This window comes from Thermomonospora cellulosilytica, from assembly GCF_014138835.1.
Classification (GTDB): Bacteria; Actinomycetota; Actinomycetes; order Streptosporangiales; family Streptosporangiaceae; genus Thermomonospora; species Thermomonospora amylolytica.
On record NZ_JACJII010000001.1, the window covers coordinates 3553262 to 3567040 of the forward strand.

The 13779-nt window shown below is 72.9% G+C and carries 13 protein-coding genes and 1 other RNA gene; 6 read left to right on the top strand and 8 right to left on the bottom strand.

All coding sequences use genetic code 11. The features are described from left to right. Positions 1-12: 12 nt before the first annotated feature. Genes HNR21_RS16775 through HNR21_RS16785 form a run of 3 tightly spaced genes read left to right on the top strand, consistent with a single transcriptional unit; the run spans position 13 to position 2842 of the window. On the top strand, positions 13-831 hold the full coding sequence (locus HNR21_RS16775; RefSeq protein WP_119731278.1) for an alpha/beta fold hydrolase: 819 nt from the start codon (positions 13-15) through the stop codon (positions 829-831). Further along, complete coding sequence (locus HNR21_RS36390; protein WP_312881063.1) at positions 828-1979, top strand: glycosyltransferase; 1152 nt, start codon at positions 828-830, stop codon at positions 1977-1979. The genes HNR21_RS16775 and HNR21_RS36390 overlap by 4 nt, the downstream gene beginning before the upstream one ends. Then, positions 1976-2842 carry a hypothetical protein gene (locus HNR21_RS16785; protein ID WP_182705941.1) on the top strand — a complete coding sequence of 289 codons (867 nt, stop codon included), beginning with the start codon at positions 1976-1978 and terminating at the stop codon, positions 2840-2842. The genes HNR21_RS36390 and HNR21_RS16785 overlap by 4 nt, the downstream gene beginning before the upstream one ends. Here the strand turns inward: HNR21_RS16785 and HNR21_RS16790 are convergent. Together HNR21_RS16790 and HNR21_RS16795 are read right to left on the bottom strand one after the other, a co-directional pair. Then, entirely contained in the window at positions 2802-4244 is a 1443-nt protein-coding gene (locus HNR21_RS16790) for a glycerophosphodiester phosphodiesterase (protein ID WP_182705942.1), read from the bottom strand. The two genes, HNR21_RS16785 and HNR21_RS16790, sit on opposite strands and share 41 nt — an antisense overlap. A 59-nt stretch (positions 4245-4303) precedes the next feature. After that, complete coding sequence (locus HNR21_RS16795) at positions 4304-6352, bottom strand: M6 family metalloprotease domain-containing protein (RefSeq protein WP_182705943.1); 2049 nt, start codon at positions 6350-6352, stop codon at positions 4304-4306. Between the two features lie 108 nt (positions 6353-6460). Here HNR21_RS16795 and HNR21_RS16800 point away from each other — a divergent pair, with 108 nt between their 5' ends. The 3 genes from HNR21_RS16800 (at position 6461) to HNR21_RS16810 (ending at position 8998) form a co-directional block, all read left to right on the top strand. Beyond that, positions 6461-7576, top strand: a complete 1116-nt coding sequence (locus HNR21_RS16800) for a PucR family transcriptional regulator (protein ID WP_182705944.1) — start codon at positions 6461-6463, stop codon at positions 7574-7576. 111 nt (positions 7577-7687) lie between these two features. After that, complete coding sequence (locus HNR21_RS16805; protein WP_182705945.1) at positions 7688-8344, top strand: lytic polysaccharide monooxygenase auxiliary activity family 9 protein; 657 nt, start codon at positions 7688-7690, stop codon at positions 8342-8344. Positions 8345-8467: 123 nt separating this feature from the next. Further along, the gene (locus tag HNR21_RS16810; RefSeq protein ID WP_312881064.1) at positions 8468-8998 is read left to right on the top strand and encodes a GNAT family N-acetyltransferase; all 531 of its coding nucleotides are present in this window, start codon (positions 8468-8470) and stop codon (positions 8996-8998) included. 50 nt (positions 8999-9048) lie between these two features. Here HNR21_RS16810 and HNR21_RS16815 read toward each other — a convergent pair whose 3' ends face one another. The 6 genes from HNR21_RS16815 to HNR21_RS16840 form a co-directional block, all read right to left on the bottom strand. Then, positions 9049-9861, bottom strand: a complete 813-nt coding sequence (locus HNR21_RS16815; protein WP_182705947.1) for a class I SAM-dependent methyltransferase — start codon at positions 9859-9861, stop codon at positions 9049-9051. An 84-nt stretch (positions 9862-9945) separates the two neighbouring features. Then, positions 9946-10488 carry a GNAT family N-acetyltransferase gene (locus HNR21_RS16820; RefSeq protein ID WP_182705948.1) on the bottom strand — a complete coding sequence of 181 codons (543 nt, stop codon included), beginning with the start codon at positions 10486-10488 and terminating at the stop codon, positions 9946-9948. An 80-nt stretch (positions 10489-10568) separates the two neighbouring features. Then, positions 10569-10979 carry a HEAT repeat domain-containing protein gene (locus HNR21_RS16825; RefSeq protein WP_182705949.1) on the bottom strand — a complete coding sequence of 137 codons (411 nt, stop codon included), beginning with the start codon at positions 10977-10979 and terminating at the stop codon, positions 10569-10571. A 352-nt stretch (positions 10980-11331) separates the two neighbouring features. Further along, positions 11332-11717, bottom strand: an RNA gene (gene rnpB / locus HNR21_RS16830) — RNase P RNA component class A. Positions 11718-11769: 52 nt separating this feature from the next. Beyond that, positions 11770-12156, bottom strand: coding sequence for a PPOX class F420-dependent oxidoreductase (locus HNR21_RS16835; RefSeq protein ID WP_182705950.1), 387 nt, complete (start codon positions 12154-12156; stop codon positions 11770-11772). Between the two features lie 82 nt (positions 12157-12238). Continuing rightward, positions 12239-13600 (bottom strand): TrpB-like pyridoxal phosphate-dependent enzyme, encoded by a 1362-nt coding sequence (locus HNR21_RS16840; protein ID WP_182705951.1) that lies wholly within the window; start codon positions 13598-13600, stop codon positions 12239-12241. Between the last annotated feature and the right edge of the window lie 179 nt (positions 13601-13779).

Consider the following 13779-nt stretch of genomic DNA (forward strand, 5'->3'; position numbering starts at 1 on the left):
CGGTCGCCGCGCATGCCTGAGATCACCTTCCGCGGCGTCCGCTTCCACGTGGAGACGGTCCCGCCCCCCGAACCGGTGCCCGACGCACCGCCCTTGGTGTTCCTGCACGGCCTGCTCGTCGACAACCTGTCGAGCTGGTACTGCACCCTGGCCGGTCCCGTGGCGCTGGCCGGCGGCCACTGCGTCATGTACGACCTGCGCGGGCACGGCATGTCGCAGCGCCCCGACACCGGCTACACGATCGAGGACGGGGTGGCCGACCTGTTCGGGGTGCTGGACGGCCTGGGCCTGCACGGTCCGGCGTTCCTGGTGGCCAACGGCTTCGGCGGGGTGATCGCGCTGCACGCGGCGCTGGCCCGCCCCGACCGGGTCGCCGGGCTGGTGCTGGTCGAGGTGCACGGCACCGCCGCCGACCCGCTGCCGTGGCGGGAGGACCTGCTCACCACGATCTCCCGGAGCGCGCTGTCGCTGGAGTACGACGACGTCGCCGGCGTGTTCACCCGGCTGGGGCGGCGGGGCCTGGTCAAGCAGCAGGCGGCCGCGTCGGCCCTGCTGGACGGCACCTCCCTGCTCGCCGACCTGGCCGCCGCCCGCCCGGTGCCGCCCGCCGACCTGGAACGGCTGGGCTGCCCGGTCCTGGCCGTGTACGGGGAGCAGTCCGCGCTGGCCGACACCGGGCGGCTGCTGCACCGGCACGTGCGGGACTGCACCCTGCACCTGATGCCCGGCCAGGCCCACACGATCCTCGTGGACGGCGCCGCCGACCTGCTGCGGGCGGTCCTGCCGTGGCTGGCCCGGCACGCCGGAGTACGGGCGGAGGCGGTCGCGTGAGCCGTCGCAGGGCGGTCCCGTCCCTGGACCTGGGGTCGGCGGGGGCGGCGTTCGGGCTGGACGGCGGCGGATCCCGGTTCCTGTTCGCGGTGCCGCCGGAGGCGGGGCACGTCACCCCGACCGTCGCGGTGGGCGCGGAACTGACCCGGCGCGGGCACAAGGTCGCCTGGGTCGGCCCGCCCGACGTGGTACGGCCGCTGCTGGAACGGGGGGCGACGCTGTATCCCGCCGGGGACGAGGAACCCGCCGGCGGCCACGGCACGCAGGCGCCGCGGTCCCTGTGGGCGGACGTGCTGGTCCCGTTCGCGCACGCCACGCTGCCCGCCGTCGAGGCGGCGATCGAAGACTTCCGCCCGCACGTCGTGGTCGCCGACCAGCAGGTGCTCGCCGCCCCCGTGGCGGCGCGCCGCCGGGGCATCCCGTGGGCCACGTCGGCGCTGATGACGCCGCCCGAGGACGAGCGGCGGGCGCTGGAACCGATCATGGGCTTCCAGCGGGCATGCGGCGAGACGGACCCGGTGGACCTGCGGTTCTCCGACCATCTGGTGCTGGTGTTCTCCACGCCCGAACTGGCGGGCGGTCCGGCGTGCCCCGGGCACTTCGCGTTCGTCGGGCCGGTGCGGGAGCGGCCGTCGGGCGGCGCGTTCCCCTGGGAATGGCTGGACGGCGCCCGCCCGGCGATCCTGGTGTCACCGGGCACCGCCGACGCCGGGGAACGGCTCTGCCGGGTGGCCGCCGAGGCCGTCGCGGACCTGGACGTGCAGGCCGTGCTCGCCGCCCCGCCCGGCACGCTCCCCGATCCGCCGCCGAACGCGCTGGTCCGCCGGCACGTGCCGCAGGCCGCGCTGCTGCCGAGGCTGTCGGCGGTGGTGTGCCACGGCGACCACGGCATCGTCTGCGAGACCCTCGCCCACGGCCTGCCGCTGGTGGTGGCGCCCGTCCGCGACGACCAGCGGGCGGTCGTCCGGCAGGTGACCGGCGCGGGCGCGGGCGTCGCCGCCTCGATGGACGCCGCCGCGCTGGGCGAGGCGATCACGGCCGTGCTGCAGGACCCCTCCCACCGGCGCGCCGCGCAGGCCGTGCGGGCGTCGTTCGAGGCCGCCGGGGGAGCCGCCGAGGCCGCCGACCGGCTGGAGAAGCTGCTGTGACGCGCATCGCCGACCGGCTGTACGTCGATCCCGACGTGCGGTGGGCCGCGTACGTGTTCGACGAGATGTACGCGGCGGCGCCGCAGGGGGCGTGGTTCGCGCCGGGGATGCTCAGGCTGCTGGGCGGTCCCGACGCCGCGCTGATGGTCGGCGTGCCCTGGGGTGCGGTCGTGGCGGCGGACCTGCGGGGAGAGGGCCCGGCGGAGCTGTACTCGCTGAACGACGACCACGGCCCGATCCCGGTGTCGGTCGCGCCCGCCTGGGCCGACCCCTTCCGGGAGGTCCTGGCGGAGGCCGGGACGGGGCTGCGGGCGGTGGTCAGCCGGCTGCTGCCCGCCCAGACGGGGCTGCTGTCGGGGGCGGAGACCGCGACCGCCTTCGCGCTGGCGCTGCGGGACCTGCGCGGGGTCCCGCCCTCCCCGCAGGATCCGGCGCTGCGCTACGCGCCGGGGCACGCGGTGCTGACCGGCCCGGCCTCGGACGTCGTGCCGTTCCCGCTGGCGGGGCTCGGGCTGCGGCTGGTGATCATGGAGGTCGGGGTGGCGGCGGTGGCGCCGCAGCCGCCCGGGGACGCGGTCGCCGCGGCCAAGGCCCTGCGCGGCGGCGACCCCGAGAAGGTGGGGGTGCTGCTGTCGGCCGCCCGGCGACCCTGCGGCAGCGCCGCCGACCTGGCGCTGGACGCCGCCGCTGAGGCGGGCGCGCTGGGCGGGCGGACGATCGGCCGGTGCGCCGTCGCGCTGGCCCCGCTGGAGGCCGTGCCCGCGATCCGCGCCGCGGTCGCCGCGCGGCTGGCGGGCGTCGTACCGCGCCCGCCGCGGATCCTCACCGCGGCGTCGGCAGAGCCCGCCCGCCGGGTCGGCTGACCGTCACGCCGGAGAACGACACCTGCGGCCCCGACCCCGGCCGCCCCAGGAACAGGTACGGCCCCCGGTGGGCGGCGTCCTCGACCTCGGCCCCGGCGTCCCTGCCGTCCGTGCGGCGGAACTCGATCGCGTCCGCCGACACCGTGACCGCCAGCCGGGCGACGGTCCCGGCCCGGACCGGCGCCGTCTGCACCGTCTTGAGCAGCGTCGTCCCGGCCGGGTCCTTGCGGTAGAGCTGCAGGGCGCCGTTCTGCCGCAGGATCAGGGTGTATCCGCCGTTCAGCCGGTCGCGGGCGTCGGTGAACGCGTGGTCGTGCCGGGCCGAGAAGTACAGGCCCGCCCACCGGGTCCGGTCGGAGGCGAGCCGCTCGAACCGCACCGAGGCCGTCAGCGTGTACGCCCCGCCCAGCGGGAACGCCCAGCCCTGCCGGGCGAACAGCGGGTCGCCGCCCGCCGGGACGGTCCACCAGTGCGGGCCGGTGAACGTGCCGCGCCGCTGCGGGCCGAGCGCGGCGGCGGTCTGGCCGTTGCCCATGTGGCCGTACCACCAGGTCCGCATCCCGAACGGGTCGGTGGCCCGGGTGAAGCCGCGGCCGGCGATGTAGCCGGGGTCGTCGGTGTCGATGCCGCGCACCCCCAGCGCGTACAGCTCGTCACGCCGGTGGTGGCGGTTGACCTTGTAACACGACACCGCCAGGCCCGCCCGCACGTACCGGGCGATCACCGCGTCGGGCAGCGACGACGACAGCGACACCCGGGGGACGCCGGCCTCCTTGAGCCGGTCGGGCGGGGCGGCGGCGGCCTGCTCCGTCGTGCCGATGAGCAACTGGGTGACCATGCCCGCCCTGCGGGCCTTGGCCAGGTCCGCGAAGCTGTGGCTCTGCATCTGCACCCGGTGGGCCAGCCCGCGCGCCTGGACGGCGGCGATCACGGTCTCGGCGGCCCTGGCGTCCTTGGGGTCGGCCAGCAGCAGCTTGCGGTGCGCGTACCGGTCCAGCACCTCGGTCAGCAGCAGCGGACGCGCGTCGGCCGCCCCGCCGCCGAACCAGGCGCCCGCGTCGATGGTCAGCCGCCTGAACGCCGCCCTGGTGAACGAGGAGACCGGCCCGGTGGAGGTGGAGATCCGGTCCACGGTCGCGTCATGCCAGACCCCGCCGGTCCCGTCCTTGAGCGTGCGGACGTCGAACTCCAGCAGGTGAACGGCCGGGTCGGCGATGCCGCGCTCGAAGGCCGCCGCGGTGTTCTCCGGGGCCAGGTAGGCGCCCGCCCCGCGATGGGCGATCACGTACCGGTGCGGTAACTCGGCCAGGCTCTGCGGGTCGGGGTCCGCGCCCGCGCCGGGCACCGTCAGGAGCGCGGCGACGGACATGGCCACGACGAGCAGGGCCGGTAATGCAGGCATGTATCCGGACCCTAAGCAACGAATCTCTCCGTGGCCACATCCGTACGTACCGTGTTTGGTTACTTTGTGCTACAGACGGCGGTGGAACTGCGGCGCGGGTCGCTCTCCGACGCGGCGGTCAGCTCGACCACCCCGGGCCGGCCGGTGTCGCGCCTGGCGTAGACCTCGACGGTGGCGACGCCGCCCGCCGGAGCGGTGGCGACGGTGTGCGGCAGCCAGGTCGTCCAGCCCGCGGGGGCGTTCGCCGACAGGCGGTAGACGTCCGCGTTCGCGTACGGGGCCTGACCTGGTGCGCCGGTGTTGCGGAGCCGCATCGTGCACTTCACCCAGCCGGGCTCCGGGGCGCGGACGGCCCTGGCGGGCGACAGGCGGACCCCGCGCCTTTGGGCGCCCGAGCCGTCCAGCGACCGGACCGCCACCGTGTACGACAGGACCCCCTGGCGGTCGCGCCGCAGGTCCAGCACGTAGAAGTGCAGGCCGTTGGCGCGGTCGACGTACTCGTACTCGCTGCCGGAGCCGGTGCCCGCGTGCAGCAGCGCGTCCGACAACTGCCGGTAGTCGCCGATGCTCATCATCTGCGGGGTGCCGTCCGGCCTGACGAAGTCGACCTTGGAGATGTCCTGCGGGTTGGCGTCCACCACCCAGATGAACGGGGCGTCGTCCCGGTCCTTGGTCTTGGCCAGCAGCACGCCGGAGTCGGGGGTGAACGAGTCGAAGCCCATCCGGTCCACGACCTCGAGGGTGTAGTTGTCGTAGCCGCCGCCGTCGCACAGCGGGTCGGCGTTCACGTTGCAGGCGGGGGAGCGGTCGCCGCCGTCGAGCCGGAGGTTGACGCCGGCGAGCTCGCCGTGACCCGGCTGGACGGCGCGCGCCTTGACCCTGGCGACCACGACCCCGGAGCCGGCCAGGCCGTCGCGGGTCAGGGTCAGCACGTTCGCCTCGTTCACGATGCCCAGGCGCAGCTTGTTGCGGAGCATGTGCTGGGCGCCCATGGACGAGCCCGCGGTGCCGGGGATCAGCCAGCGGCTGTGCGGGCCGCCCGGTCCGTTGAACGTGCCCCGGCTCAGCATGTCCCACGGCCCCGAGTACGCCCGGCGCGGCGGATTGGAATAGGGGTTGTTGTAGTTGTCGCCGATGCCGAGAATGTGGCTGAACTCGTGCGCGTACACGGCCTGGCCCGAGCTCTCGGCCTGGACGGAACTGCCGGCGGTGGCGTTCGGCCAGATGTTGGAGGCCGCCTGCCAGGAGGTCCAGTCGACGTATCGGGTGTCGGCCGCGTTGGGCAGCGCGGGATCCGGCGGACCCCACTCGTCGGTGACCTGCCCGGGGCCCGGGAACTTCATCTCGCCGAACTCCTGCCAGGTGGACGACTCGTCCTGCCCGGCGGACAGGAAGAACACGAAGTCGAACCGGCCGGCGACCTCCTCGCCCACGTCGGCGAGCCACGCGGCCTGCGCGTCGGCGCGGAAATTGCGGTTGCACGCATCGCCCCCGGGGCAGGCCCCGTCGCCCTGCCAGCGGGTCTCGATCCCGTATTCGTGGCTCTTGTGCGGCATCCGGTAAACACCGAACGCCTCCAGGTCGATGCCGTACCGGCCGCCGGAGTCCTCCATCCAGTATTCGTGGATGGTGTGGCCCCGGTTGAGCTCACCGGGCTTGTTGAGGAAATCCTCGTAGAACTGCGGGACCTGGTCACGGGGAATGCCGCCCACCAGGGCCGGGTTGCCGTAGATGGTGGAGTTCCTCGGCTGGGTGACCACGAACGGCTGGTTGCCGTAGTCGACGAGCACCAGCGCGCCCCGGAAGTTCTTCACCGAGCCCTTCCGGGCGGGGTCGTTCCACCGGGCGCCCGGGACCGGACGGTAGTCCTCCCAGGTCATCGTGTCGGGGAGTTCGTAGTCCTGCGGGTCGACCGGGCGCGGCGCCCCGGCGGCGAAGGTGCGCACCGGCTGGTCCTCCTGCCACGGCTGGGTCCGTGGCCAGTGCCGCATCTGCCAGGGGTTCGACGTCGGCTCGGGCGGGGTCGCCGCCATCGCGGGCACGGCCGGCAGCAGGGCCACCGCCACGACGGGCACCATCGCCCATACCGGCTTCCTCGTGAGAAACATGCCTCCGACGCTAGATAACGGGCGGGTCTCCGATCATCGGTCAACCGTTGTGCGCGGGCGGGCGGCCGTCGTACAAACGACGAAGATCGCAGCTGAGGAGGCGGTCCCATGGGCGGAGTCCAGCAGGTGGCCGACCGTCTCGCGGCCCGGCTGGGCCGGCCGGTGCTGGTCGAGGACGCGGCCTGGCGGGTGGTCGCCTACAGCGAGCAGGACGGCCCGCTGGACGAGGTGCGCCGCGCCAGCATCCTGCGCCGCCGCATCGCCCCCGAGATCCGCGACCGGCTCCGCGCCCTCGGCGTCCCGGCCGCCCGCGGGCCCGTGCGCACGCCGGGGGAGCCGGCGGCGGGGCTGCTGCCGCGGGTGTGCGTGCCGGCGCGGTCGGGGGACAGCCTGCTGGGCTACCTGTGGTTCATCGACGCCGATCCGCCGATGGGGGAGGCGGAGATCGCGGTGGCGGCCGCGGCGGCGGGGCAGATCGCGCTGGCGCTGTTCCACGAGAGCCTGGCGGCGGGGCTGTCGGCGCGGCGCGAACGCGAGGCCGTCACGCTGCTGCTGGACGGGTCGGCCGCGGCGGCGGACCTGCTGCTGGACGCCGGGTCGTTCCCGCGGTCCGCGCCGGTCGTCGCGTACGCCGTCCTGCCCGTGGGGGAGGCGCCGGCGGACGCCCTGGAGCAGGGGCTGCTGCTGGCGCGCCGCCGGCTGGGCGGGCGGCTGCCGCTGCATCTGCCGCGTTCCGGAGCCGGTGTGCTGCTGGCCGCGGGGACCGGGGTGCGGGCGGCGGACCTGCTGCCGTTCTTCGACGTTCCGGTGGCGGTCGGGGCGGGGGCTCCGCGCGGCGTGCTGGCACAGGCGCGCGAGTCCCACGGCGAGGCCCTGCACGCGGCCGAGATCGCCTCCCGGATGCCGGGCAAGGGGCCTGCCGCCGAGTGGCCCGACCTGGGGATCTACCGCTGGCTGTCGCGCCTGCCGGCCGCGCCGCCGGACGCCCACCCGGGCCTGGCGCGCCTGCTGGACGACGACCCCGGCCTCGCCCACACCCTGGAGACCTACCTGGACCTGGCGGGCAACGCCCAGGACGCCGCCGCCCGCCTGGGCCTGCACCGCAGCACCCTCTACCACCGCCTGCGCCGCATAGAACGCCTCACCGGCGCCGACCTCGCCAACGGCGAGGACCGTCTCTCCCTCCACATCGGCCTGAAACTCGCCCACCTGGGCGGTCGCTGAGGAGGCGTGAAAGTCGTGAAAGACGGGTGTGCCGGTGGGTGTCCGCCCGGTTAGCCTCCGTGACTGGGAGCGCTCCCATTCCGGACTCCCGACTCTGGAGACGACCCCGCCATGCTTCGTCACGTTCGAACCAGGATCCGCCATCTGCTGCTGCCGCTGGCCGTCGCGCCGCTCATGGTCGTCCCGTGGGCGGGCCCCGCCGCCGCGCACGGCTCCATCGTCGACCCGGCCTCCCGCAACTACGGCTGCTGGCTGCGCTGGGGCAGCGACCACCTGAACCCCGCCATGGCCCAGCAGGACCCGATGTGCTGGCAGGCCTGGCAGGACAACCCCAACGCCATGTGGAACTGGAACGGCCTCTACCGCAACAACGTCGGCGGCAACCACCAGGCCGCCGTCCCCGACGGCCAGCTGTGCAGCGGCGGCCTGACCGAGGGCGGCCGCTACCGTTCCCTCGACACCCCCGGCCCGTGGAAGACCACCGACGTCCGCAGCAACTTCACCCTCCGCCTGTACGACCAGGCCCGGCACGGCGCCGACTACTTCCGCGTCTACGTCACCCGCCAGGGCTACGACGCCACCACCCAGCCGCTGCGCTGGAGCAACCTGGAGCTGGTCAAGGTGACCGGCCGGTACGCCCCCGCCGAGTACACCTCCATCGACGTCAGCGCCCCCGGGCGCACCGGCCGCCACGTCGTCTTCACGATCTGGCAGGCCTCGCACATGGACCAGGCCTACTACATCTGCAGCGACGTCAACTTCGTCTGACGCCGCTCGCACGGACCTGCGGCCCGGCCGGCATGCCGCCAAGGCCCGGCCGGGCCGCATCCCAACGCCGGGCCCGGCGCCGGGCCTGGCGCCGCCTCCGGCGCCCGCCTATAGTCCATGACCGTGTCCGCCGGAGAACGCCTGCGCACAGGCCGCCAGGTCTTCATCCGCCGGCTCACCGACGACGACCGGGACGAGTTCATCCGCCGTGCCGCCGAGAGCCGCGAATTCCACGACCCCTGGGTCTTCCTGCCCACCACGCCGGAACGCTTCGCCGCCTACCGTTCCCGCTTCGACGGCACCACCGCCGAGGGCTTCCTGGTCTGCACCCTCGACACCCATGCCCTCGCCGGTTTCATCAACGTGAGCAACATCATCCGCGGCCCCTACCAGCGGGCCACCCTGGGCTACGGCGCCTTCCTCCCCCACGCCGGGAAAGGCCACCTCTCCGAGGGCCTGCGCCTGGTCATCGACTACTGCTTCACCACCCTCGGCCTGCACCGCCTGGAAGCCGACATCCAGCCCGCCAACGAGTCCTCCAAGACCTTCGTCCACCGTCACGGCTTCCGCAAGGAGGGCTACTCCCCCTCCTTCGCCCTGGTCGACGGCACCTGGAAAGACCACGAACGCTGGGCCCTCACGGCCCCGACCTGACCCACCGCCTGATCCGCCTTCGGTCAGGGTGCTCGAAGGGCTTTTCCGGGTCACGCGAAAGGCTTGGTGGCGCGGAGCGAGTACATCAGCGGTATCCGCGGGCGGCCTTCGGGGATCCGGTAGGCGATGCCGTGCCGTTCCAGGGTGGAGAACCGTTGCCACAGCGTGTGGTCGTGCTCGTGCAGGAAGTCGATGCGCAGGCCGGCGGTGGCCAGGGCCGTGACCACCTCGCCCAGCCCGTGGGCGAACTCGATCGACCGGGTGTGCCGGACCGGTGCCTGCGGATCGGCGTAACTCCCCATGCCCGGCTCGTCCCAGACCTGGGGCCCCTCGGCGAAGTAGTCGAAGGCGACCGTACGGCCTTCCGCGTCATCAAGGGTGTCGGCGAAGGGGTGGAACTCCGCGAGGTACGCGAATCCGCCCGGATGCAGCAGTGACGCGACGACCCTTGCCCAGCGGTCGATGTCGGGCAGCCAGCACAGCGCCCCCAGCCCCGTGTAGACGATGTCGTAGGTCTCACCGAGAACCGTCGGCGCGTCGTATACGTCGGCCGTGACGAAACGGGCCGGCAGCCCCACCTCGTCCGCCAGCGCGCGGGCGGCTTCGACCGCCTTCTCGGAGAAATCCAGTCCGGTCACCTGCGCGCCTCGGCGAGCCCATGACAGGGTGTCGAGCCCGAAATGGCACTGCAGGTGGACCAGCCGCCGACCGGCGACCTCCCCGACTTCGGCCAACTCGAACTCCCGCAGGGCCTGGCCGCCAGCCTTGAACCCGGCCACATCATAGAAGTCACTGGCGAGGTGAATCGGGACGCGTTCGTCCCAGAGCGCTTTGTTGACCGTGATGTAGTCGGGGTCCGCCATGGTCGCGAGCATAATGAGCAGGGATGACGGCGGCGAGCCTTTTATGCCGGCTCTGCCGCCCGCCCTTGACCGGCGGGCGGCGGCCTAGCCCTGCGTGTTCGGCTTCCAGTCCTGGGCGAGGAGCCCGAGCAGCACCTCGTCCAGGAACTCGCCCAGCACCCAGGCCGAGGAGCGCAGCACGCCCTCGCGGACGAAGCCGTTGCGCTCGGCGGCGCGCAGCATCGCGTAGTTGTCCGCCAGCGTCTCGATCTGCAGCCGTTGCAGGCCGCGCACGACGAAACCGTAGTGGCACAGCACCGCGACCACATCGGTGCCGTAGCCCTTGCCGCGGCAGGACGGCAGCAGTCCCAGCCCGATGTGCGCGGACCGGTTGTGGTTGTCGATGCCCCACAGCACCGCGGTGCCGACCAGCGTGCCGCCGTCCAGCTCCACCACGGAGAACGGGACGTGCCCTTCCTCCTTGTCGTCCACCACGAGCTGCGAGTCCTTCGAGCCGGGCGTGATCGGCCGCCACGGCCGGCTTTGGGACCGCGAGTAGTTGACCACGTCGTCGTAGAGTTCGGCCCGCAGGATCGGGATGTCGTCCTCGTGCCGAGCCCTGAGCCCGACCTTGCCGCCCCTGAGCATGCAGGCTTCCTATCCGACCGGACCGGCCGGCGGCAAACCAATAAGAGGTCGCCTCGATTGGTGTGGCGATGGCATGTCCATCAGTCCAGATCCGGTTCCAGGAACTCCAGGGCCCAGGCGGCGGTCTCACGGACTGACGGCGAGTCATCAGCGCTCAGGTTCTCCAGGAGGGCGCGAGCGCGGGCCTCGTCCACCGATATCAATTCGAGAATCGTCGACTGCAGCGTATCCTGGTCATCGCCCAGATCTCGCGCCGATGCCGCGATCAGAAGAGGCAGGGCCTCGATGCCCGCAAGTCCGGCCAGTGCGTCAGCGATGACATCGCGGCCATAGAAATCCCCCTCATTCAGAAATTTCTGCAGCTCCGTCGCGAGGTGCGGCACCAGCGCCTTGTCGCCGCTCGCCACCATCTCGTCGACGATCTCGTACGCTCTGGTGCTGTCATCGTCAGGATCGTTGATGCAACGTACCAGCTCATTTACGGTGAACACGTTGGCAGACGATAACGGCAACCTCTTTGCCCAAGCCAGGACGGACGCGCCGCTGCCGCTTGAGCACCGTCCGTTCGGTGAGGCGGACTGGTAAAGCCGGACGGCTCCGGCCTTGCGTGGGGGCGAGCCTCGTGGCCTGGTGCGGCGAACGGGCTGGCGCTGCCGCCTGCCCGCATCGGCCCGTCACGGGGCCCTGGGCGGGGCCCCGCAGGACGGGAATCGGTCAGCGGCACCCACGCTCAGCCCCAGGCGCTCGGCCACCCGACCGCCTGGACGGGGCGTTCAAACCGGCGCTCGATGTGCCCTGGGTGATCTTGCGCTGGAGTACGCGGCAGGTCAGAGGGGGCAGGGGCGGACGAGTCGGCCTGTAGGCCGGGTTCTGTGCCCGCGTGCGCGGGTGGCGGCCATCCATCTCGGGCTGCCGTTGCCGACAGCCTCCAGCGGTCTACCCGCAGGCTCGGGCGGGCCGCCCTCAGACGCCTGCGCGGAGAGCCGTGGCCCTCCTTCTTGACCTTGCTCCGGGTGGGGTTTACCGAGCCGCCCAGGTCACCCTGGGCGCTGGTGAGCTCTTACCTCACCGTTTCACCCTTACCACCGAACGGGTCGGTGGCGGTCTGTTCTCTGTGGCACTTTCCCGCGGGTCGCCCCGGGTCGGCGTTACCGACCACCCTGCCCTGTGGAGCCCGGACCTTCCTCGGCGGGGACCGTGGTCCCCGACGCGGCCGCCCGGCCGGCTCGTCCGCCGTGACACCCAGCCTATGGGGTCAGGCGGGGCGGTGCATCTCGGCGATCACCTGCCCCACACGTGGTGGCGGTTGATCGTCATCCAGGCGTTGACGCGGGGGCGGTCGCGCTGCGGGTACGGCTTCCCGGTGTAGTGCCGGGCCAGGCGGTCGATGCCCGACAGGTCGGGGTCGGGTTCGAACGTCACCGTGCCCTGCAGGCTCACGTGCCGGTACCAGGAGTCGTCGTCCAGCACCGTCAGGGAGATGTTGGGGTTGGCCTTCATGTACTCCAGGCGCTTGCGGCCCTCGTCCAGGTTGAGCAGGATCCGGCCGTCGTCCCACAGGTACCAGGTCGCCACGGACACCGGCGTGCCGTCGGGCTTCACCGTCGCCATCACGGCGGGGTTGGGCTTCTTGAGCAGTTCGACGATGTCGGCGGGGATCTCGGACATGGCGACCTCCTGTCGTGTGCGGTCGATCTTGTGACGCACGTGGCAACCGGAGGTCGCCTGCCCGTATTCCGCGGCGGTCAGATCACGGGAGCCGGCCGAGGGAGCGCTCGATGCGTTCCTGGGGGAGGTCGAAGTCCTCCATCTCGCCGGACAGGTAGCGGTCGTAGGCGGCCATGTCGAAGTGGCCGTGGCCGCACAGGGCGGTGAGGATCACCTTCGGCTCGCCGGTCTCGGCGCAGCGGCGGGCCTCCTCGATCGCGCCGGCCAGGGCGTGGGTGGGTTCGGGCGCCGGGACGATGCCCTCGGTGCGGGCGAACAGCACCCCGGCCTCGAAGCACTCCCGCTGCGGCTTGGCGACCGCCTCGAACAGGCCCAGCTCGTACATGTGCGACAGCAGCGGGGCCATCCCGTGGTAGCGCAGGCCGCCCGCGTGGATGGGGTCGGGCACGAAGTCGTGCCCCAGCGTGTGCATCTTCAGCAGCGGCGTGAACCCGGCCGCGTCACCGAAGTCGTACGCGTACCGCCCCCGGGTGAACGACGGGCAGGCGGCGGGCTCCACCGCCCGGATCACCGGGGACATGCGGCCCGCCAGCTTCTCCCGCAGGAACGGGAACGACAGGCCCGCGAAGTTCGACCCGCCGCCGGTGCAGCCGACGATCAGGTCGGGGGTCTCGCCCACCGAGGCGAGCTGCTCCAGCGCCTCCTCGCCGATGACGGTCTGGTGGGTCAGCACGTGGTTGAGCACGCTGCCGAGCGCGTACCGGGTGTCGTCGGCGCCCCCGGCCACCTCCACGGCCTCGCTGATGGCGATCCCCAGCGAGCCGGGGGAGTCCGGGTCGTCGGCGAGGATCTTGGCGCCCGCCGTCGTCACCGGCGAGGGGCTGGCGTGCACCCGCGCCCCGTACGTCCGCATCATCAGCCGCCGGTACGGCTTCTGGTCGTAGGAGGCGCGGACCATCCAGACCTCGCACTCCAGCCCGTACACCGAGCAGGCGAACGCCAGCGCGCTGCCCCACTGCCCGGCCCCGGTCTCGGTGGTCAGCCGCCGCACCCCCTGCCGCGCGTTGTAGAACGCCTGCGGAACGGCCGTGTTGGGCTTGTGCGACCCGACGGGGGAGACGCCCTCGTACTTGAAGTAGATCCGCGCCGGCGTGCCCAGCGCCCGCTCCAGCCGCCGCGCCCGGATCAGCGGGGTCGGCTGCCACAGCCGGTAGACCTCGCGGACCTCCTCGGGGATCTCCAGGTACCGCTCGGCGCTGACCTCCTGCTCGATGAAGTCCATCGGGAACAGCGGCGCCAGATCGTCCGGCCCCACCGGCTCCCGGGTGCCCGGGTGCAGCGGCGGCGGAGGCGGCGCGGGCAGATCCGCCAGCACGTTGTACCAGCGCCGCGGAATCCGCGACTCGTCCAGCAGGATCTTGGTCCGGCCCGGGTCGTCGGCCATGCGCCCCTCCACTTCGTCGCGAACGGTCCTCTCCGCGACCCTAGACACCCGCGCCCCCGCCACGCTCCCCGTCGGCCGGACACTTCCCGTTCCGCCATATTCACGGACCGATGTCCGCGGACCGATGTCCGCGGACCGGCGTCTGCGGACCGGCGTTGGTGGACCGGCGTTGGTGGACC

Coding starts and splice junctions, on each gene's coding strand:
- HNR21_RS16775 (WP_119731278.1), top strand. CDS start 13: ATGCCTGAGATCACCTTCCGCGGCGTCCGCTTCCACGTGGAGACGGTC.
- HNR21_RS16790 (WP_182705942.1), bottom strand. CDS start 4,244: ATGCCTGCATTACCGGCCCTGCTCGTCGTGGCCATGTCCGTCGCCGCG.
- HNR21_RS16795 (WP_182705943.1), bottom strand. CDS start 6,352: ATGTTTCTCACGAGGAAGCCGGTATGGGCGATGGTGCCCGTCGTGGCG.
- HNR21_RS16800 (WP_182705944.1), top strand. CDS start 6,461: ATGGGCGGAGTCCAGCAGGTGGCCGACCGTCTCGCGGCCCGGCTGGGC.
- HNR21_RS16805 (WP_182705945.1), top strand. CDS start 7,688: ATGCTTCGTCACGTTCGAACCAGGATCCGCCATCTGCTGCTGCCGCTG.
- HNR21_RS16815 (WP_182705947.1), bottom strand. CDS start 9,861: ATGGCGGACCCCGACTACATCACGGTCAACAAAGCGCTCTGGGACGAA.
- HNR21_RS16820 (WP_182705948.1), bottom strand. CDS start 10,488: ATGCTCAGGGGCGGCAAGGTCGGGCTCAGGGCTCGGCACGAGGACGAC.
- HNR21_RS16835 (WP_182705950.1), bottom strand. CDS start 12,156: ATGTCCGAGATCCCCGCCGACATCGTCGAACTGCTCAAGAAGCCCAAC.
- HNR21_RS16840 (WP_182705951.1), bottom strand. CDS start 13,600: ATGGCCGACGACCCGGGCCGGACCAAGATCCTGCTGGACGAGTCGCGG.